The 18,276-nt window shown below is 43.7% G+C and carries 22 protein-coding genes; 9 read left to right on the forward strand and 13 right to left on the reverse strand.

Annotation, left to right across the window (positions count from 1 at the left end; all coding sequences use genetic code 11):
* Positions 1–193: hypothetical protein (locus AABK37_RS22825; RefSeq protein ID WP_432553818.1), on the forward strand; the 193-nt coding region annotated here is incomplete at its 5' end.
* A 2-nt stretch (positions 194–195) separates the two neighbouring features.
* A complete protein-coding gene (locus AABK37_RS22830; RefSeq protein WP_432553819.1) occupies positions 196–1,065 on the forward strand; it encodes a DNA N-6-adenine-methyltransferase in 870 nt (289 codons plus the stop codon).
* Positions 1,066–1,067: 2 nt separating this feature from the next.
* Here the strand turns inward: AABK37_RS22830 and AABK37_RS22835 are convergent, their stop codons facing one another.
* The 3 genes from AABK37_RS22835 to AABK37_RS22845 all read right to left on the reverse strand — a co-directional run bounded on the left by AABK37_RS22835 (position 1,068) and on the right by AABK37_RS22845 (position 3,650).
* Positions 1,068–1,607, reverse strand: a complete 540-nt coding sequence (locus AABK37_RS22835) for a hypothetical protein (RefSeq protein WP_432553820.1) — start codon at positions 1,605–1,607, stop codon at positions 1,068–1,070.
* Positions 1,608–2,128: 521 nt separating this feature from the next.
* Positions 2,129–2,647, reverse strand: coding sequence for a hypothetical protein (locus tag AABK37_RS22840; protein WP_432553821.1), 519 nt, complete (start codon positions 2,645–2,647; stop codon positions 2,129–2,131).
* Between the two features lie 10 nt (positions 2,648–2,657).
* Complete coding sequence (locus AABK37_RS22845) at positions 2,658–3,650, reverse strand: hypothetical protein (protein WP_432553822.1); 993 nt, start codon at positions 3,648–3,650, stop codon at positions 2,658–2,660.
* Between the two features lie 232 nt (positions 3,651–3,882).
* Here AABK37_RS22845 and AABK37_RS22850 point away from each other — a divergent pair, with 232 nt between their 5' ends.
* The 3 genes from AABK37_RS22850 (at position 3,883) to AABK37_RS22860 (ending at position 5,385) form a co-directional block, all read left to right on the forward strand.
* On the forward strand, positions 3,883–4,647 hold the full coding sequence (locus AABK37_RS22850; RefSeq protein ID WP_432553823.1) for a ParA family protein: 765 nt from the start codon (positions 3,883–3,885) through the stop codon (positions 4,645–4,647).
* The gene (locus tag AABK37_RS22855; protein WP_432553824.1) at positions 4,640–5,092 is read left to right on the forward strand and encodes a hypothetical protein; all 453 of its coding nucleotides are present in this window, start codon (positions 4,640–4,642) and stop codon (positions 5,090–5,092) included. Before AABK37_RS22850 ends, AABK37_RS22855 begins: the two co-directional genes overlap by 8 nt.
* Positions 5,093–5,175: 83 nt before the next feature.
* Positions 5,176–5,385 carry a hypothetical protein gene (locus AABK37_RS22860; RefSeq protein ID WP_432553825.1) on the forward strand — a complete coding sequence of 70 codons (210 nt, stop codon included), beginning with the start codon at positions 5,176–5,178 and terminating at the stop codon, positions 5,383–5,385.
* A gap of 134 nt (positions 5,386–5,519) precedes the next feature.
* On the opposite strand, the gene AABK37_RS22865 is transcribed toward AABK37_RS22860, so the two are convergent.
* The 4 genes from AABK37_RS22865 to AABK37_RS22880 form a co-directional block, all read right to left on the reverse strand.
* Positions 5,520–6,467 (reverse strand): hypothetical protein, encoded by a 948-nt coding sequence (locus AABK37_RS22865; protein WP_432553826.1) that lies wholly within the window; start codon positions 6,465–6,467, stop codon positions 5,520–5,522.
* 134 nt (positions 6,468–6,601) lie between these two features.
* Complete coding sequence (locus tag AABK37_RS22870) at positions 6,602–6,841, reverse strand: hypothetical protein (protein WP_432553827.1); 240 nt, start codon at positions 6,839–6,841, stop codon at positions 6,602–6,604.
* Positions 6,842–7,045: 204 nt separating this feature from the next.
* Positions 7,046–7,447, reverse strand: coding sequence for a type II toxin-antitoxin system RelE/ParE family toxin (locus tag AABK37_RS22875; RefSeq protein WP_432553860.1), 402 nt, complete (start codon positions 7,445–7,447; stop codon positions 7,046–7,048).
* Positions 7,366–7,650, reverse strand: a complete 285-nt coding sequence (locus tag AABK37_RS22880) for a type II toxin-antitoxin system ParD family antitoxin (RefSeq protein ID WP_432553828.1) — start codon at positions 7,648–7,650, stop codon at positions 7,366–7,368. The genes AABK37_RS22875 and AABK37_RS22880 overlap by 82 nt, the downstream gene beginning before the upstream one ends.
* A 250-nt stretch (positions 7,651–7,900) precedes the next feature.
* Here AABK37_RS22880 and AABK37_RS22885 point away from each other — a divergent pair, with 250 nt between their 5' ends.
* Positions 7,901–8,509: a tyrosine-type recombinase/integrase gene (locus AABK37_RS22885; protein ID WP_432553829.1), complete on the forward strand. Its 609-nt coding sequence runs from the start codon at positions 7,901–7,903 to the stop codon at positions 8,507–8,509.
* A gap of 125 nt (positions 8,510–8,634) precedes the next feature.
* Here AABK37_RS22885 and AABK37_RS22890 read toward each other — a convergent pair whose 3' ends face one another.
* The 4 genes from AABK37_RS22890 to AABK37_RS22905 form a co-directional block, all read right to left on the reverse strand.
* Positions 8,635–10,455 carry an AAA family ATPase gene (locus tag AABK37_RS22890; protein ID WP_432553830.1) on the reverse strand — a complete coding sequence of 607 codons (1,821 nt, stop codon included), beginning with the start codon at positions 10,453–10,455 and terminating at the stop codon, positions 8,635–8,637.
* A gap of 616 nt (positions 10,456–11,071) precedes the next feature.
* A complete protein-coding gene (locus AABK37_RS22895; RefSeq protein WP_432553831.1) occupies positions 11,072–11,602 on the reverse strand; it encodes a hypothetical protein in 531 nt (176 codons plus the stop codon).
* 64 nt (positions 11,603–11,666) lie between these two features.
* The gene (locus AABK37_RS22900) at positions 11,667–12,194 is read right to left on the reverse strand and encodes a restriction endonuclease (protein WP_432553832.1); all 528 of its coding nucleotides are present in this window, start codon (positions 12,192–12,194) and stop codon (positions 11,667–11,669) included.
* A gap of 147 nt (positions 12,195–12,341) precedes the next feature.
* Positions 12,342–12,806, reverse strand: coding sequence for a hypothetical protein (locus AABK37_RS22905; RefSeq protein WP_432553833.1), 465 nt, complete (start codon positions 12,804–12,806; stop codon positions 12,342–12,344).
* A gap of 347 nt (positions 12,807–13,153) precedes the next feature.
* On the opposite strand from AABK37_RS22905, the gene mobQ reads away from it, so the two are divergent.
* Positions 13,154–14,200, forward strand: coding sequence for a MobQ family relaxase (gene mobQ, locus AABK37_RS22910; RefSeq protein ID WP_432553834.1), 1,047 nt, complete (start codon positions 13,154–13,156; stop codon positions 14,198–14,200).
* A 10-nt stretch (positions 14,201–14,210) separates the two neighbouring features.
* Here mobQ and AABK37_RS22915 read toward each other — a convergent pair whose 3' ends face one another.
* Positions 14,211–14,930 (reverse strand): DUF6753 family protein, encoded by a 720-nt coding sequence (locus AABK37_RS22915; protein WP_432553835.1) that lies wholly within the window; start codon positions 14,928–14,930, stop codon positions 14,211–14,213.
* Entirely contained in the window at positions 14,920–15,627 is a 708-nt protein-coding gene (locus tag AABK37_RS22920) for a mobilization protein (RefSeq protein WP_432553836.1), read from the reverse strand. Before AABK37_RS22920 ends, AABK37_RS22915 begins: the two co-directional genes overlap by 11 nt.
* Positions 15,628–15,880: 253 nt before the next feature.
* Between AABK37_RS22920 and AABK37_RS22925 the strand changes: the two genes are divergently transcribed.
* Together AABK37_RS22925 and AABK37_RS22930 are read left to right on the forward strand one after the other, a co-directional pair.
* Complete coding sequence (locus AABK37_RS22925) at positions 15,881–16,375, forward strand: hypothetical protein (protein ID WP_432553837.1); 495 nt, start codon at positions 15,881–15,883, stop codon at positions 16,373–16,375.
* Positions 16,376–16,380: 5 nt separating this feature from the next.
* Positions 16,381–18,231 carry a type IV secretory system conjugative DNA transfer family protein gene (locus tag AABK37_RS22930; protein ID WP_432553838.1) on the forward strand — a complete coding sequence of 617 codons (1,851 nt, stop codon included), beginning with the start codon at positions 16,381–16,383 and terminating at the stop codon, positions 18,229–18,231.
* Positions 18,232–18,276: the final 45 nt, after the last annotated feature.

The following is an 18,276-nucleotide window of genomic DNA, read 5'->3' on the forward strand; positions in this document are numbered from 1 at the left end:
AGCATTCTGGCAAGGAGAGTTTGAGGAGGCTTCATTGCCACCCCCCTTTAATGGTCGCCGCAAAACCTCAAGGTCATTGTTTAAAATAGGGGCTATCAGCCGTCTTCTCTTATCAGAACAATGTAAAAATCAGGGCGTGCTTTTAACGCCATATCAATCTATTTTGGTGGGCATTTTGAAAAAACAGGATTGACTTTGCCCACTAAAATCACACCGTTACCAGCGTTATTAAAACGGGTCAGAACCTTAAGCAAACAACTTGTAGCGGTTCAAGCAACCGGGGCGCATTTCCCCGGCGCGTGGATCGAGAAGCGAACCGCCAGCGGCATCACATCGAAAAAGTCTTACTGGTGTGTGCGTTCGAGAAGTCCCAATTTACCGAATGGCTCAACATTTTTGTATGTGTCCGAGGCTAACCTTAAAGAGTGGCGCAAAGCGATCGCACGGGGACGTAAAATTGTCGAGCTGCAACGGGATATTCGGGACATCCAGCGGCGGATTGATGCCCTTATGCGACGGGCTGAGAAGCGGGGGATTGTCGTGCGTAACGTCCTGGGCGACCCGGACGCAAGCCCTGAACACTATACCCCCCTCCTCTATATCGAACTGGTCAGGCAGGTGTTAGGAGAAATCGACCTAGACCCTGCCAGTAATGCCCTCGCGCAAACCTGGATTCGGGCGCGTACCTTTTATACGAAGCACGACGACGGGTTGATCCAGCCTTGGTGCGGGTCAGTTTACTTAAATCCCCCCTACGAATCGCCGGAAGTCCGGCTCTTGGGGCGCAAGTTTCTAGAAAAAGCGATCGCTGAGTATCAAGCAGGCACGATAACCGCTGCCATCATCCTGCTGAACCGTACCGGGGCGCAATGGTACAAGCAGCTACAGGAACATGTCACCGCTGTCTGTGAAGTGTATAAAAGAATCGCTTTCATCAGTGAAAATGGCGCGGTTCAGCAATCGCCCCGCTACTACAACGATTTTCTGTATCTTGGGACAGAGCCGGAGAAGTTCAGGGACGTTTTCAGAACCATAGGTAAAGTTAATTTTTCACAGAAGGTGTAATTTTACTCATCTTCAAGATATGCAGGTTCTTCAAAAAAACTAGGATCTTTCTTTTTTGAGGTAATGAACCAAAACCCTTCGATTTTCGCTCGTCCCTGTTCAAGACATTGCTGTTTAATATGTTGAAAGTTCTCCATATGTTTGGCTTCCCACGCTGCGGGTTCCAATCCCAAACCACGAAGTTGTCCATCATAATTCATGAGAATGACGGTTTTAAGACATTCCACGCATTCATCAAGTGACCCTATGAAAGCAGGGAGCCAGATGGAGTCACCTTCTATTTCGCCATCACAGACGCAAGCAGCGTATAACTCGTCATCAGGTAGGTTCAGGGTTGGATTTTCCGGTTTTTTAATAAATTTGATGAAAGGATTGTGTATTGCCGGGTCATAAAGTTCTTCAAGAAAATCGTCATCGTCTGAAAAGTAGAGGTCAAAATCATCATCGGGTTCGACCGGAGCGAATCCCTTTGGTTTTGGTCTGACTGGTTTCGTCGGTATTTGTAACAGTTTTTCTTTTTTCCGTCTTGAGGCTCGACCCATGTTTTCCCTTTTGCTGATGCTGGTTGATTACTTGTATTGTGACAGCTTTGAGGGGAAGTAATGGCATGATGAACCAAGAGCAATAAGGAAATTGATTTTTTACAAAAAATCTGTAAGGTAAAGGTTTGTTAAAATTAATCTATATGAATTTATTTTATAGGTAATTTAATTAAATTATAAAAACAAATTTTAACCGCATTGCACCAAAACAGAATACATAATTTCATTTATGGTAAATAGCTAAAAATCCTCTCGATTGTTAGATAACACATTTCAAATTTAAAGCGCTTTTAGTCGATAAAATTAAGCGTTAATTTCCTCGAAAACATAGATTATATTTGAAATTATTATCAGCTTGAATTCTTATTCCATAAAATATTAGAAGTTGTAAAGTAATGCTTTTAGCCGTCCTTGATAGCCCTAACGATAGAAGTTTTGCTTTAGTGTAGCGGCTTCACTCAGGGTTACAATAAGCATAACTGTGACTATTACTTCATAAATAAAATAATTAAATATAAATTTTATACATAATTTTTTAAAAGATAATTATAAAATAAGCTACTATCGAGATGATGACATCTCATGTATTCCTTAAAGTTTTCAAAAACCTTTTCTATGGTAATGGGTTCCGGTAAAACAGATTGAACAAATTCTTTAGAGCCAACCCATACATGATAATAATCTGAATCAGTGAACATAAGGACATTGCGTTGGTCATCGAACAGTAACCAACCAAGCCATTTTATATCCAAATCGTCATAGATTTCATAAAAATCATCAACAAATTTTTCTGAATTTACATTAAGGCGAAAAGTTTTTTCTTTAGGAGGGTTCATCGTTGACATGTATATGCAATCAATATTTTCTTTACGTAAAAAGTTACAAAGTTTCTCAATTTCGCTTTGTTGAACTTCATATCCTAAAGAGGCTGAATAAAAGCTTTTCTCTTTAATGTAATCGATTTTAATAAGTTTTAGTGGCTCTGTAGAATCAGGCATACATTCTAAAATCCAACTATTATTGATGTAAGGAACTTCCATTTTCATCTTATTAATACCTTATTTTTTGAGGTTTTCCTTGTCCTCTAGGAGGGTTAATTTGTATCGTTGGGCGGTTATTACTTGATGATGAACTACCCGGACGTACAGAAACAGAAGTATCATTAGGTAATGTTCCTTGTCTTCCGCGACCGTAAGAAGTATCAATATCTTTCACACCACTAGGATTTAAACTATCAAAATCTTTATTTGCTTCATCTAGACCAGGTTGTCCTGGTTTATCCCATACATCTTCTGGTGCATTAGGCTTAGATGTCTTCGTTGCATCTTTTATTAAACCACCCCAAGGTTTAGCTAGGTCTTCCTCTTTAGGCTGTTGTTTTTCTTCTGATGATTCAGAAAGAAATTGGGGAGGATATTCTTTAACATAAGCCCCTAATATTATTAGTCCTGCAACAGCTTTTACTGCTTCTTCAAGCCCCAAAGAAGTAATCAAAGGTATCCAAGTTTGATTAGTAACATTTGTGCCTTCAAGCGGTTTACCAGAATAAGATGCCTGTAGTATTGGGTCCCATTCAAGTATCGAAGTTAATATACATTTTCCATTAGTACCCCCAGTATAAATGTATCGCTCTGGAAGACCAATAATAGGGCAGTTAACCCTTGATGCATATTTCTCATAATTGAAATATTGACCATCAATAAGTGCTTTTAAATAGCACCTGTTTTGATGAACTTCTCCCTCTCTACCTCCTGCTTCAAAATATTCTAATTTTGTTCCCTCAAGAGTTACTGGAACATCAAATAACGTTTTAAAGCTGTTACAAGCAGTTTCTCCATCGGGAAAAACTGATTCAAAATTCGTCTCAGTGTATCCTTCCCATGTAGCAGCGGTAACAGGGGGATAGGGCGGTGATAGTATGGGGATGCCGTTTAGATTATCTTGAGCTTGCGCTACTGCGGTTTTAACTAAAATTTGTTGACCAATCAAAATGGTAGCAGCAGTGACAGAAAGCATCGACTGCCAGAAGCGGCGAGCGTGCATAAGAATTGGTAGAATGCAACAACTCTAACAATACCGCCTGAAAATATCCTGTTTGCTTCGTTCTACACGATTATTCGTAAAATTAACTGACTTTTTTAAATTTAGTCATTTAGTAATGACTAAATTTCTTTTGTAATAAATTCTTTAATAACTTAGTTAAATAATTACGTAATATAATATTGACTAATTTATTCTCTAAAGCCATAACCGCAAAAAAACTATAGAGCAAATAATGTTAACCATTACGTGTACGTCCCTTTCCGGCGGTCAGGGCAAAACAACGGCTTCTGTCTTTCTAGGGCGAATGCTTGCCCAGGCAGAGCAACGAGTGCTGATGGTGGATGCTGACCCCCAAGCCAACCTCACTTTTTACCTGGGGCATGAAGTGCAGGAAAATCAGCCTACGCTTTTAGAAGTGCTTAAAAAACAAGTTAGTACAGAAGATGGTATTTACGAAGTGGGGGAAAATTTATGGCTGATTCCTGCCGATGATGGACTGGATAAAGCCCAAGACTTCTTATCCAGTAGCGGCATGGGGGCGATTGTCCTCAGTAAGCGGTTAAAAGAAGTTGCTGATGTCTTCCACTACTGCATCATTGATGCGCCGCCTCAGCGATCGCAAATCTGCCTAACGACAGCGGGGGCAGCAGATTATGTTGTCATTCCGGCGGAGGCAAGTTCTAAGGGAGTTAACTCTCTCATCCGTACCCTTGGCTTGATTGAAGAACTGAAAGAAATTGATGCTTTTGCCGGAAAGATACTAGGCATTTTACCCTTTAGGGATAAGTGGGTTGGGAACAACCAGGCGGCTCAAAGCAAAGCCAGCATCGAGACGATGCGAACAATCGCCGAAACCATTCCCGTACTGCCATCCATTCCAGAATCGGAACAATTCAAAAAAGCCATCGACAAGGGCGTAACCCTGTCCTCTCTCGGCTTTGGACAACTCGAAGCTCCCTTCCAACAAATTATTGAGGGTTTACAGAAAAATGTCTGATGTTTTTGACCGCTTAAAGAACAAAGCGCGTCCCACCGTGCCAGCCAGAGATACGTCTTTAGCTAAAAAAGAAAATCCTGAAAAGTTAAATGACGAAATTACTAAAAGTAGTCATTCTATAAATGAGGAAGAAAAAAACTTACCTATTCCTGAAACAACAAAAGACAACGCCAGCATTATCCCTCAAGAACAGCAAGCAGATTTACCGCAGACTGTCCGCCGAACTATCCGCCTTGATGAAGATATTGACACTAAATTAGATACCTTTTGCAACACTGAAAAAATTACTAGAGACAATTTTATAGAAGCTGCTTTTTTAGCTTGTTCTCAAAATCAAGAATTAATGCAGGAAATATTGAAGGAAGCTAAAAAGCGTTACCATCAGCGTAAACAACTAGGCGAGCAGCGAAAATTTAAAACATTAGAAAAGAAAATTAATTCTTAAATAGCTGTGATACAGGTAATAGCTAAAAATAAGTAAATTTATTTAAAGTGCCTCGTTAACTCTATTTTGTGTACGAGGTCAAAATGCTTCGTCTTTTTACAAGCTTTTCGGTGATTGTTTTATTGGCTGCTTGTTCTGCTTTACCTAGAGTAGAAGTGTATGATGAAATAAAAGGCTGCCCCCAAAAAGGAACAGTTGTTTCAAAAGGCGGAGAGCCTTTTGTCGTTGAAAAAAGTTTAGAAAAAGATTCTGAGGGCAACTGCCACAGAATAATTATCAATCCTCAACAATAGGATTGATTATCTCTCGTTCTCATCCATTTACAATATGGTAATGAGGGCGAGAGCCATAGTAAACCTATATCATACTCTCATTATTGGTAGAAGGTGCAACCATAAAAATTTTAGTGGAAACAAAGTCATAGTAGTTATAAGAGTTGCGGCTCGAAAAAATAAATATCACAAGTTTTATTGCTTCTTTGACACAATAGTTCAATAGCAATGTTATCTTGACCAGAATTGTTTTTCTGTAAATTAATAGTTGTATCTATTAATGTTCCCGGTACTATATCTTTATATAAGGGTTGTCTTAACGTACCTCCTTGGTAAACTTTAACAGTCATAACTGGTTTACTGCCAATCCCATCGTCCGGTATGCCCATAGCTAATTTCAGCTTACTAAACTTTTCAGCATCGGTCTGGCATGTTACCGTTATTGAATTGGTTGGATATGTGAACATATACACTGTGGATGTATAAATTTGATGCTTAACGGAAACATCCACAGGCTTTTCATTTCTAAGAGAAGTATCAACAAAATAACTATTAACCGTGTCAGAACTAAACCACTTGCATTTAGCTTCAGAGAAGAAAGAAGCGGAATCTTCTGCAACTTTAGAAGGCGATGAAGGAATAGAGAATACTGTGGATAATGGGGATTTTGTTGTAGCAGGGGTGATAGGTTTTTGCGTGGGTGAAGGTGGTCCTTGTGAAGGAACCTTTTGAAAAGGGGGTAAGCCAGCGCTTATATAAGCTCCCAAAATTGCCGCTGCTGCACCTATAATGGCTACATATATAGATATTTTTCCAGGGGATAGTTGCGGTGTACGGGTAGCAGCTTCTCTTAGTCGAAATTCTTCAGTTTTTACATTATTAAAAGATAATGTAATATAACGGCTATCTGTTTCGTAACCATTTGCATCTACTCTTACACGTCCATTAATATTTATCTGGTTACTAAAGTTAACAGAAAATCTAGAAACTCCATATTTATCAGTATAATCAACAGTTGGAGTACCTCCAATTTCTAGAGAGACCATAGCCCCTTGAATATGTTTATTATTTTCATTAACTACCCGAACTATGAAATCAGTCATATATTTTATTAATTAAATTTTTATTAATTATTTATCTGTTTTTACAAATTTATTAAATGGGCGGATAAACAATTCTCTTTATAGTGAGTGACTACTTATTAACTACAAAGCTTTTACTTTATTAGGGACTTGAATTATTTGATTAGTTGATGTTCTAGTTCTTTTATACGTTGTTCCAAAGGTGCAATCATTTCTGATATCGTCAATTTGAGAGCCGCATTAGTCGGCTTGCTAAACTCGTTCGGTTTTAGTCCCAATCCAGCGCGGAAAAGTCTCACCGCAATCGTTGTCCTGTGTTCACCGGTTTTTTCTGCCTCAGCATCGATAGCTTGTAAAACATCATCCGGTAACCGAAAAGAGACATGTTTAGCCATAGCAATTCTTGGTTAACTAACATAATTGTTGCACGATTTGTGCAACTCGTAACACTTGTATAACGTTTTGAAAAAACTCTAATGCCTATCTGGACAAGATACCTAGTAAAATTGAGTATATACTCAATTTTACTAGGTATTTATTTGAAAAAAAATAGATACGGCTTTTACCGAGTTTCACCCAAAAACTAAACCGTCCTTTATCTACGGCTCTGCCTCATCTTCCTGCAAAACAGCATCATAATCCTGACCGCCGTAAAAAACGCCGTGGATTATTACGCGGTCATCCTGTACGGCAAAGGCGATGGTGGCGCGTCTCTCATACCCGATTGTTCGTAAATTTTTCCGCAGGTCATCCCGTTTCGTGCCCCGTTCTGGGAACGTAGAAAGACCTTCACAAAACTCAATAATGTCATTGATAAAACGTTCTGCGCGGTCTTCCCCGCCACGTTCGGCAATATAGGCGAAAGGTTGCCGAGTTGTACTTCTGCCCGTGGCGAGAAAACAACCCTGTATTGTTTCATCTAGGGTTGCTCTGTGGTGATGCGTTGACGGTACTGTGAGCGGATACGCGCTAAAACTTGTTCTGCGGGAACGCCCAGCGATGTATTAGCTTCACACTCGTCATAACTTTTAACAACTTCTTCCCGCAGCCACTTTTCAACAGCCGCGTCACGCGCCTGGAGGGTACGCAGACCGTCACGGATAACTTCGCTCTCCGTGGCATACTCGCCAGAAGTGACTTTAGCCTTGACCATCTCCAGCATGTCATGAGGCAAGGTGATAGTAAGTGCCTGTGTCGTTCTCATAAAGGATTCTCCTGCTTAAAGCCAGTTTAGCACAGTGTATGATTTAATCATACACTTAAAGAAGTCATCGTAAGGCTTGAGGTTACACCCTAGAAAGCCCATTTTTCCCAGACGGAAGTTAAGCAAGACTTATGAATCGACCACAAACCCATTGATAAGCCTTTCTGAAGTTTGAGGCATTCCCACGGAAAATGGGGCGCATGGGCTGGTAGGCTAGGAAAGTGTACTTTGCCAGTGAAATCTATTAGGTGTGAAAATCAACGGTTTCGGTCAAGCCGAAATTCTCAAGCCTGAAGAAATATCCTTGCTGTTCAACGTCGCTTTTGTCAAGCCACGCGATCGCGCTCTATTCGGTGTCTGTCTTTATACCGGAGCCAGGATATACGAAGCTTGCACCTTGTTAAAAGGCGATGTCGTCAGCCCCAGAGGGGTCAGACCGAAGTTGATAATCCGCAGCTACAACACCAAAGGGGGGAAGGATACACGCGAGATTCAGATACACCCCATTTTGCGGGAGTACCTAGAAATCTATATCCCCACGATTAAAGCCAGGGGCAAAAACCCGCATCTTTTCCCCGGCAGACATGGACTGAACCACATTCACGAAGCCAGTGCGGATAAACTCTTGCGGCAAGCGTTGCAGCGGGTCGGGCTGGAGGAGGGGGGATATAGTACGCATTCCTTCAGGCGAACGTGTTTGACGGCAATGAGTGATGCGGGGATACCGTTGCGACACATCCAGTCCATCAGCGGACACCGGACGTTAGCGGCTTTGGAGCGGTATTTAGGGGTGACTGACCAGCATAAGGAGAATGCGATCGCTGCCCTGAATTTTGAGACAGCTTCACCCCCGTTTTAAACCTAGTTATTCCGAATTCCCTGCCTATTGCTGCGTAGCAGCGCTTTAACAAGAAACATGGTTAAGGGAGTTGCCGACCAACTGCTTAATTATCCTAATTGCTTAATCGATGTTTTAAAATCCTGCTATGAATTAAATAGCTTTTGAATTAGTTCAGAAACTTCGCTCAATTCAGAGGGGGCATTTTTTATAATCCAGTCTGTAAGTAAAACACCATGTTTAACTTTATCAAAGCACACACGGTTATCAGACAAGTTGCTAAAAATATCTTCTAGCAGCTTGGCACCATGAACATGTTCTAACCATTTTTGTTGATTTGGAGTAGCGCTGATTTTCTCATCAATATACTTTTTTCTACACCCGTTATCTTTTATCCACTGTTCTACAACTTCTGGTGTAATGGCTTTTATTTCTAATGAATCAGTTAAATCAACTTGAGAAATAACCGTACTAATAGCCTGTGGATTTAATAGATAGTTTTCATACATTGTCCGTTTTAAAAACTTTATTTTACCTTTACTTAGCCGTATCAGGTCAGCCATTTCCGTCTCAGTGCGGCTTTCCTTGTCAAATATAAAACCAATGGCAGGTGGTAAAAGCCCCTTTCCTTTACTCAAGCGTTCATAAATTTCAAAAATAGTTTTTGAACGCTTACTTTCAAAGTCACCTGTATGTTGTACTCCGATAATTTGTATATCCATAAGAGGGGTTTCGAGTACTTTTTCAACGATTAACGGAAAACATAACTCCTCTGTACGCCCTTCAACCCAAAGAATATTGTCTGCCCCAAAAACATCAGATAACCGCGCTCCAATTTCCAGTAGGAAACGCCTTATTTCATTAGTTTCTGATACATTAATAGGTTCTATGAGGCTCTCAGATTCCTCATTGCGAATAAGGAAAAGTGTTTGGGGATTTGTAGCAGTGACAACTGTTGGTGAGTGTGTTGTAATGATGAATTGATGCCGAGAATGTCTTTTTAAAATCTCCATCAGTTTTCTAACAGCCCCAGGATGGAGAAAACTTTGTGGTTCATCAATGATAATTGTTCGTGGTTCATCAGAGGTAAGAATAACATACAAAATTGCTAAAACCTGCCCAATCCCTGTTCCACTTTCTGATAAAGGTACCGCTAGATCATTCCTTTCTTTAACTGGGTCAATAGTCCAAACAAAAATTTTAACCGTATTATTATCAACAGGCGGTACTGTGATTTGTGTAATTTGAGGAAAAATAAAACTAACGAGTTCATTAAAGCGTTTAAATCGAAGGGGATTACTTGATTGTAGTAAATTTAAAACTTCAGCTAAATTTGCTGCATTAGAAGCAAGATTTCGATTAGCTCCTGTGCTACACTGACCTAAATTTAGCCTCTCTGCTTTAAAAATATATATTTTGTTAATTAAATTTATTCCAAGGGTTGATGAATAACTATGTGGCTCACTATAATCCCTTACTTCACCTGTCACTGAGAACTCATCAAGTGCCGTGTTTCTTTTTATACGTGTCATTTGATGAGGATAAGCTTCAAAATCATTTTCTATATGCATCGAGTAGTTATTTTGACTTTTAAAAATACATTTTAAAGATTCGTTAGTTTCCCATTTTTCAATAAATCGTTTAAATGCCTCAGATGGTCCTTCGTCATTTTGTAAGGGAACATAGAAGTCATTTATATTTCTTAGCAGGTCTTTTTTTTCCCTCAGTTCTAATTCAAAATATACACGACATTGTGAATATTCATTTTGAAGGAAAGAGAAAGATTCTGGTAGGGTTTTGAGGCTACGGTGAGGATGATTGTTGAACTGTAAACTGAGTGCTTCTACGAGTGACGTTTTCCCAACATGATTTTGTCCAACAATGACGTTAAAACCTGGCGTTAGGGTCAATATCTCAGATGAATAAAAGCTTTTATAGTTAATAATCTGGAACTTTGATATATACATTTTGCGCTTCTTTTTAAGAAAATGTAGTATTAACTACTACTAACTAAGCATACACTAATGAATAAGTTCCTTTCTCAGGTCAGACCATAGACAAAATTTTCATCGTCCCTATGTAATGGAAAAGACCAAGAACCAGTTAATTTAATATAACGATGAGTGATGCAGGCTTTGCCCTGTAGCATATTCAGTCCATCAGCGGACACCGAACGTTAGCGGCTTTGGAGCGGTATTTAGGGGTGACTGACCAGCATAAGGAGAATGCGATCGCTGCTTTGGACTTTTTAGCGTCTGCAAGTCACGCGCAACCATTTTAAAATTTTTGCTTCGATAGCGTCAGCAATATGGTTACAGTCTTAAAAATTAACACTCTGCAACCGTATCAGGGGGGCAGGGGGAACGCTGCGCTAAAAGAGCAGCGGGGAGGGCGCACAAGACCCCTCGTGTGGCGACCTAGACCCTCAAAAGCGCCCTCCCCGCACTGCTCTTTTTCCCCCTGCCTGGGTGGGTGTGCCAGTTCTGGAATGTTAAGCATCCCGGCAGGGTCAAAACGTGTTACATACTGAACGATTTTAAGGCACTTCGGCTGTCGTATCCGTGCGACAACTGGCACATCCCTTTACATTTCTTCAAGTTGCTCTTTCACCATCTCTGCATTACACTTTTCTGTATTACAGGTAAGCGTTACTCCCCCCGCTGCCATCGCCACCGCCCCGCAAATGGGACAAGTAAACTTAATCCTTGTCTTTTTGGTGGGTCGCCACTCAGCAAAGTTTTTCAGGGGAAAAAACTCTTGCAAGGCTTGCGGTTTGAACGTGGCATACAGCCCATCAGGGGCGATAGTGTGTTTCAGATTCTTGCCATAGGCTTTTTCGCAGGGCAGCCCGATAGCAGCCATTTTCTCGGTAAAATTCCGGTTGAAATAATCGGGCGTGTCGGAGGGTTCCCCCTCGGTGTGCTGCCAGAGAATCACCATCAACCGCACCAGGGTTTGAAAGATTAAATCATCCTCGCGTTTTAACAGCTGAGGATTAAGGCTGATTTGATGAAAAATTGCGTCACTTCCCTTGACCCAGATTCCCTTTTTAAAAAAGCCAAGGGAAGCGCCTCTGGCGTTGAAATCTAAAATACACGCGGGAAGCTTACCCATAAACAATTTGATATTAAAGTAATCAAATGCATATTGATACTTTCCCCATAGTTCAGCATTGGGATTAGGCGGCAGCGTCACGGCGAATTTTCCTTTCTAAAACTTGCTCTAAGCCCAAGGCAGGGGTCAGGATAAAATCAACAAAATGATTCCCAGAAATCAGGATAACATCCCGGTAATGGTTAACCGCTTCCTTGGCGAGTTTTCCGGTTTTCCCGGAATGGATAAAGAACCCATGCGAAACCTTGGGATGCTTCCTTGCATAATCTGCAATAACACGGGCGAACGCTTCAACATCAAGGGCATTAATATTCCCTTGGTAACGCTTGACCTGAATCAGAAAAAACAATTCATCAATCGCACATATCCCATCAATACCGCCGTCCCTGGTATAGCCCCCTAATTTCTCTGCTGACCATCCGGCATCCCGAAAGCAGTGCAAGATAATTTCTTCCGCGATAAATTCATGTTGCCGCCGGAAACTGCCTATCACTTTCGGTAACCATTCAATACGCGGTGCATTAAGGGTTATAGGGCGAATCGTATCAAGCCACTGCCGCGCCTTGGTCACAGTAAACTGGGTATGGTGCATCGGTTTGGTTTTCTTGGTTGCGCGTGATACGAGAGAGGGCTATAGTGATCTCTATAAAACGTCATGCGCTAAACCCTTAGCAAAAATCCATAAAAATAAAATAAAAAACTTTTCGTTGTACAACGAAAAAAGAATTTTCTCCCGTTTTTACGATAAGCCCTCAAATTCATCTGCCAGCGTCTCTTGCTTGGCTTCCCGTAACTGGGTTTTCTTCTCTGTCGTCTCTTCACTTGTTTCTTGCTGAGAAGAAGTAGTCTTTGGTTTCTTTTTAGAAGTCGTAGGAGGAGGGGAGGGGGCAGATTTATCTTCTGCTTTCTTGGTAGACGGTGTAGGGGTAGCTGGTTTTGCTTCAGGGAGTGGGTCTAGTCCGAACAATGCCCGTTCATCTTTCCGTTTAAGGTGCTTATCTAACCCAGCTTGTAATTCTGCTTCGCTAACCTTGCCTTCATCGACCCAAGCTTGCAGCACCACCCCCAGCAACACTTTTTTTCTCGTCTCAAGCCGCCGCTCTTCCTCGCGTAAGGCTTTCGCCTTGGTTTTTATCTCCTCTTGCAACTTTTCTATCTGTGCGCGTAATGCTGCCGCTGTGGGTTTCTCCTTCTTGCTTGACATGGTTCTGCATCCTCAGACCTCCTACGCTTCTATTATCGCCGTAGTTGTGCCTCTGAACGAATGCGGCTTGTTTCGATTTATCCCGACTAGCTCCGCGCCAGCGGCAAGCGCGTTTTGCCGCATACCCGCTGTTAGCCGACGACCTCCGTAGCCCCCCTGGCGATTGAAGGGCACGATTACGCAAACTTAAAATTGCATAAATAGCCGTTGGCATTTATGCTAATTTTATCGCCTTCGGCGACCGTTTGCAAATCGTGCCAGCCTTGGGGCGCTGCCCCACTGGACGAACCCCGCCAAAGGGCAAGCCCTCTGGACACCCCTTTACCCCTCGCCCCAGGTGCTAGGAAATGGAACAACGCAATATGCACTTCAGCGCTAAACCCATTTCCCGAAGCAACAATAACGGGAAACCGAAAAGTGCTGTTTCAATGGCAGCATATCGCGCAGGTGACAAGTTACGCGATGACCGCTATCAAACGACCTGGGACTACACCCGCAAACAATCCATTTATCATACTGAAATTATCGCCCCCGATGGTGCGCCGGATTGGGCTAAAAACCGCGAACAACTTTGGAACAAAGTAGAAGCCGCCGAAAAGCGCTTTGATGCCCGTGTTTGTCGTGAGTTTACCATTTCGCTTCCGGCTGAAATTCGCCACGAACACAAGATAGAGATAATGCGTTCTTTTGTGCGGGAGAACTTCACCGCGAAAGGGATTGTTGCCGACCTCGCTTGTCACAATTTTATCGGGCGAGAAGCACACAACCCCCACTGCCATATCATGATTACTACCCGACCCCTAGCGGGGGAAAGGTTCAGCAAACATAAAGACCGCAGTCTTGACCAGAAAGACGCGCTGAAACAGTGGCGAAAATCCTACATGGATATTGCGAATAAGGTGCTAGAGCGGGAAGGGTATACCATACGGATAACGACCGAGAGTTTGGAGACACGGGGCATCACCGACCGCGCCCCTATCAGTGAATCTATGGCAGTTAGCCAGATGCGGAAAAAGCACGAGCAGAACCCGCAGAAATACTCTAAGCCTGAAGTCGCAAAACAAAATGACGAGCTGCACCGCTTGAATCAGGAACTTGCCACCCTGAAACAAGAGTTAGCCCAGGCAGAAAAGGAGGAGCCGCGCCCGCGTGAGGTAGAACAAAACGACCAGCAACCCATCAAGGAAACGACGAAAAACGTAGGAAGATTTGCCGCCGAGCAAGCCACCCCTGCCGCCAACCAAAACGAACCACCGCCACCTGTCGAAGAGTTAGACGAAGACACCCGCGAACTGCTTAGGCAGTGGCAGGAGTACCGCGACCGGGAACGACGTAAGCCGCGCCGACCGGAAGACCGGGACGAGCGCGGCTTTGATGATGAACATGAACGCTAATTTGTACAAATTACTTTTGAAACTGACGACATTGGGGCGAAATCTTGCTAACCACCCCCGCTAAACACTCTTGCCGATTGGCTTTTATCAGCAACCATTGCAGGGTTTGGGCGTTGCGCTGTTGCTCCTGCCACAGCACACACCAAGCGCCTCCTGTGACCACCAATAACCCGACCAGCAACCACTTAACGCTCAAGCTCCCTATCCCGCTGCCGTTGTTCAGTCCGGTCAAGGTACTGCTCATACTCCTTGCGGATTTCTGGGTTCCTAAAATCTCCGTGATAGCGTTCAGGCGATGGGTGAGGGCGTTCTGCAAGTCCTCTAACCTGTTCCTTAAACTCTCGAAGTCGTGCCTGTAACTCTGCGGTGTTTGTGATTGTTCGGTCAGTAGCCTGGTTAATACGGTTAAGACACTGATTAGCTCCTTCGAGACAGCCGAAACCGATTCCGTCGCTTCCGCTTGCCGCGCCGCGCTCTCGAACATTTTCAGGTTGTTTCTGCTCCATTCTTCCAGAAAGTTGGTAAATAAGGTCAAGGTACTCTTCCATTCTTGGGGTGCATCCTCGATGAGGGTTTTCAGTTGTCCAATCGCCAGCGTTATCAAAAACAGCGGGTCATCCCGGTCAATGCCCAGCCGCAGCACCATATCTAAGGTTCGCGCCCGTTGCTCTGGCGTAAGGTCACGGAGAGCGCGGTCAAGGAGGTCTGCATTTTTACCATTAGTCTGCATTAAACACCCCCGCAGCTTCAAACGCGGCGTAGGCTTCCCGAAGGAACTTCCGCACCCGTTGCCGTTCGATAACGTCAAACGCTTCATGGGTGAGTGCTTCACCAAAAGGTAAGCTCAATTCATCAATCCGATTGCGAACCACGGAACCGATAAATTTAGGAAAGTCTATGACCTTTGCTTGATAGGTCTGTATCAATTCATGCAGCGTTACATCCTGCTCATAGGCTTGCCAATCATCGGTTTTCCCGTAATTTTTCACAACAACGTGTTGTGCATTTAGCTTGAAATACTCTAAGGATTTCCGCAGAAGGGTTAAGCTGTCGTGTCCGCAATCAGACACAAACCAAATGGTAAAAGTGACTCCTGTTTCTTCGGCAATTTCAAACAGGTCATTTTGTTCAACCCAGGTTTTAACCGGGATAAACACTTGGGCTGGTAGATTGACAATGGTGCGCTGTTTTATGGCTGCGTTGAAGATGGCATTCGCGGTATCTTCATACCGTTGCCCCTCACCAAAAATCCCCAGGTTGACATCAGCAACCCGACCATAACACCGCTTGATGTCTGGGTTAGAGCGGTCTGTATCAAACGTGGTAAAGGGAACTTTATTATCAAAATGCCATTGCACGATAGCGCGACACACGAAACTTTTTCCGGTGCCACCTTTTTCACCGCTCACAAGAATGAGTTCAGCCATACGCTTCAGGTAGCTCTCTTTAACAGTCCATTGTAAGGGAGAAAGCGGAGCTTTTGCGTGTAAGAAGAACGATACAGCAAGTAGCACAACTGAACCGGAGCAAAGTAATAAAAATTAACCTTTAATCCGGGCAATCTCTGCGATATTGGCAGTTTTCTTCAAATTTCTGTAGTAACCGTAACAGTTTTGTTGGAACTCTCCCACAAAGATAAAAGAATTACCCAAAATACGGAGAAAATTCTCCGTTCGTCTTATGGACAAGGAAATAGCGCTTGACCGTTTCAAGCAGTATGGCTTCCTCTTCCTGTCAACACTCGGTTGGCTTGTCCTGAGCTTCTTCAGCTTTTATGTAGCCTGTATTCTGCTTGCCATCGAAACCTTTATTCGGCTGATTCTGGCACAGATTGCCCGCTGGTTAGGCTTTGAAATTATGAGCGTGTTACACGCGCTCACTGTGCCCGTTAAATTTGTTCTGTTCAAAGTGCTTGATGCAGCAAAAATCAAGCGCCCGCAAGGGCTGAACCCCAATACCTCTTCCCTTAGCCTCCTTCGCCTTGTCTGGTGGCATCTGGCAAAACCCAATAAAGTAACGTTTATCGTCGGCTGTATCGCGCCATTCTTGGCGCTGTTCTTCTGGCTTACGCCAGCCACCCCAGAAGCACAACAAACCTTGCAGCAACAGGCTGTTCCCGAAGCTGTCAATAGCCAAGCCGCTGACTATAACCCAACCCTCATCGACCCTGATTAAGTTTTATGGATACTATTGCTAATGCTTTCACTCAGGCATGGGTGCGTTGGCTGGCGATCGCGGCGGCGCTCTTTTGCTGGAATCAATGGATTGGTTTTGCCCCTGGTGCTTTGACGGGCATCGGCTTGACCTTCCTGGCTACCCCGTATTTGTTTTACGTTGGCTGCAAGCTGTATTTGCGGTTTTTGGCAAGCGAACGGACGCATGTCAATTTCTGGCTTTGGTTTGGTGGCTTGCTGTTCCTTGGCGGTCTGTTCTGCCTGTTCACGGGCTATATCAGCGGTTTGACGATGACCGCGATAGGGGCTTTCTTTTTGGACAGAAACACCAAAGATTTAGGAGACGATACCATCCACCTGCGCGGCGGTAAAATTTCAACGTTGCAGCAGTCCCGCACCTATTACGATAAATCCCGCCCGAAAACCGATAAGGGTCTTGAGTTTGGCGGGGTGCAGATACCAACCCGTGAAGCTGTAACCCATATCGCGTATTGCGGCACTGTTGGCAGTGGTAAAACCGTTTCTATTCGGCTTTTTATGCAAGATGCCCTCACAGGTATCGGGCAGCTGCACTGTAACAAACGTGCGGTACTTTATGACCCAAAAATCGAGTTTTACTCAATTTTGGAAGGGATGGGTTTTCAGACTAAAGATATTATCGTCATGAACCCTTTTGACGTGCGTTGCCGTCCCTGGTGGATTTCTAAAGATATGGAAACCGCCACCGATGCGGAAACTTTGGCTAATATTCTTGTGCCAGAGAAAGAAGGGGGAAAAGGGGATGATGATTTCTGGCGCAGTGCAACCATCATTGCGATTAAAGCGGTTGTCCGTTACCTCAATCGCACCGCGCCGCACAAATGGACGTTTCGGGATTTACTGTTTGCTTTGCGATCGCGTGTCCTTATCCTCAAGATGATTGATGATGAACCCCGGCTGAACCATTACCGCCAGACCTTCGGCACCGACAAGACCGCCGATAACATCATGGCAACCTTGTTAACCAACATCGAAAAATACGAACCGATTGCAGCGTTGTGGCATAAAGCCGAAACGGTGTATGGTCGCAAGCCCTACAGCCTTACGGAATGGACAGAAGAGAGCAAAATCATTCTCTTAGGCAAGTCAGAAACCGCATTTGTGCAGATGCGGGAAATTAACCGGGTCATCATTACCCGCCTGTCACAATTACTACTGGAGAAGCCGGAAACGTCCTACCCCGAAAGCTATCTTATTTTTGATGAGTTAAGTAGCTTGGGTAACATGGTGCCGTTGATTAACCTGGCTGAACAGGGACGCAGCAAAGGCGTGTCGCTCGTCATCGGCTTTCAGTCTAAAAAGCACCTGGAGCATAACTTTGGGGAAAATCTGGCAGTGGCGTTTCTGGGGCAATTTAACCATATTGCCGCCTTGCGCTTGCGGGAGGAAGAAACCGCCAAGTGGATTGCCGGAATTATCGGTAAGTGGTACGGGATGCGCTACACCAGCAGTGTTAGCAGCAGTTGGAACCAACCCGACCAGCACAGTTTCCAAGAGCAGTATTTTGAAGAATATGTGGTTGACCCTGGCGAGTTGACTGCTATTCCCGCCTTCCGTCCTGATTTGGGGAAAGGGTTAAAAGGCTTCTATTACGGACATGTGAACTGGTGGTGTACCTACCATGCCGACATTGTTAAATCGCTCACACCGCTAGGGCAGAGTAAGAACTTTGACCCCATGCCAAAACGCTATCAGGAATTGGATATATGGGAGGACGACGACTACAAGCGTTTAGGTATCCGGCATTTGCAGGAGAAAAACGGCGGCATCGACCTTAACCAATTCTTTGAAGAATCAGAGGGAAGCGAGATTAGGTAGTCGCTCACCGGACGGCAGAGCGCTGCTTTGTAACAGGGAGTAAAG

The sequence above is a fragment of the Tolypothrix sp. VBCCA 56010 genome (genome assembly GCF_050875635.1).
Lineage (GTDB): Bacteria > Cyanobacteriota > Cyanobacteriia > Cyanobacteriales > Nostocaceae > Hassallia.

Excerpts from the sequence above, each read along its gene's own strand:
- AABK37_RS22855 (WP_432553824.1), top strand. The coding sequence starts at position 4,640 with ATGTCTGATGTTTTTGACCGCTTAAAGAACAAAGCGCGTCCCACCGTG.
- AABK37_RS22915 (WP_432553835.1), bottom strand. The coding sequence starts at position 14,930 with ATGCAGACTAATGGTAAAAATGCAGACCTCCTTGACCGCGCTCTCCGT.
- AABK37_RS22840 (WP_432553821.1), bottom strand. The coding sequence starts at position 2,647 with ATGGAAGTTCCTTACATCAATAATAGTTGGATTTTAGAATGTATGCCT.
- AABK37_RS22835 (WP_432553820.1), bottom strand. The coding sequence starts at position 1,607 with ATGGGTCGAGCCTCAAGACGGAAAAAAGAAAAACTGTTACAAATACCG.
- AABK37_RS22850 (WP_432553823.1), top strand. The coding sequence starts at position 3,883 with ATGTTAACCATTACGTGTACGTCCCTTTCCGGCGGTCAGGGCAAAACA.
- AABK37_RS22905 (WP_432553833.1), bottom strand. The coding sequence starts at position 12,806 with ATGTCAAGCAAGAAGGAGAAACCCACAGCGGCAGCATTACGCGCACAG.
- AABK37_RS22845 (WP_432553822.1), bottom strand. The coding sequence starts at position 3,650 with ATGCACGCTCGCCGCTTCTGGCAGTCGATGCTTTCTGTCACTGCTGCT.
- AABK37_RS22930 (WP_432553838.1), top strand. The coding sequence starts at position 16,381 with ATGGATACTATTGCTAATGCTTTCACTCAGGCATGGGTGCGTTGGCTG.
- AABK37_RS22925 (WP_432553837.1), top strand. The coding sequence starts at position 15,881 with ATGGACAAGGAAATAGCGCTTGACCGTTTCAAGCAGTATGGCTTCCTC.
- AABK37_RS22860 (WP_432553825.1), top strand. The coding sequence starts at position 5,176 with ATGCTTCGTCTTTTTACAAGCTTTTCGGTGATTGTTTTATTGGCTGCT.
- AABK37_RS22865 (WP_432553826.1), bottom strand. The coding sequence starts at position 6,467 with ATGACTGATTTCATAGTTCGGGTAGTTAATGAAAATAATAAACATATT.
- AABK37_RS22880 (WP_432553828.1), bottom strand. The coding sequence starts at position 7,650 with ATGAGAACGACACAGGCACTTACTATCACCTTGCCTCATGACATGCTG.
- AABK37_RS22890 (WP_432553830.1), bottom strand. The coding sequence starts at position 10,455 with ATGTATATATCAAAGTTCCAGATTATTAACTATAAAAGCTTTTATTCA.
- AABK37_RS22895 (WP_432553831.1), bottom strand. The coding sequence starts at position 11,602 with ATGGGTAAGCTTCCCGCGTGTATTTTAGATTTCAACGCCAGAGGCGCT.
- AABK37_RS22900 (WP_432553832.1), bottom strand. The coding sequence starts at position 12,194 with ATGCACCATACCCAGTTTACTGTGACCAAGGCGCGGCAGTGGCTTGAT.
- mobQ (WP_432553834.1), top strand. The coding sequence starts at position 13,154 with ATGGAACAACGCAATATGCACTTCAGCGCTAAACCCATTTCCCGAAGC.
- AABK37_RS22870 (WP_432553827.1), bottom strand. The coding sequence starts at position 6,841 with ATGGCTAAACATGTCTCTTTTCGGTTACCGGATGATGTTTTACAAGCT.
- AABK37_RS22920 (WP_432553836.1), bottom strand. The coding sequence starts at position 15,627 with ATGGCTGAACTCATTCTTGTGAGCGGTGAAAAAGGTGGCACCGGAAAA.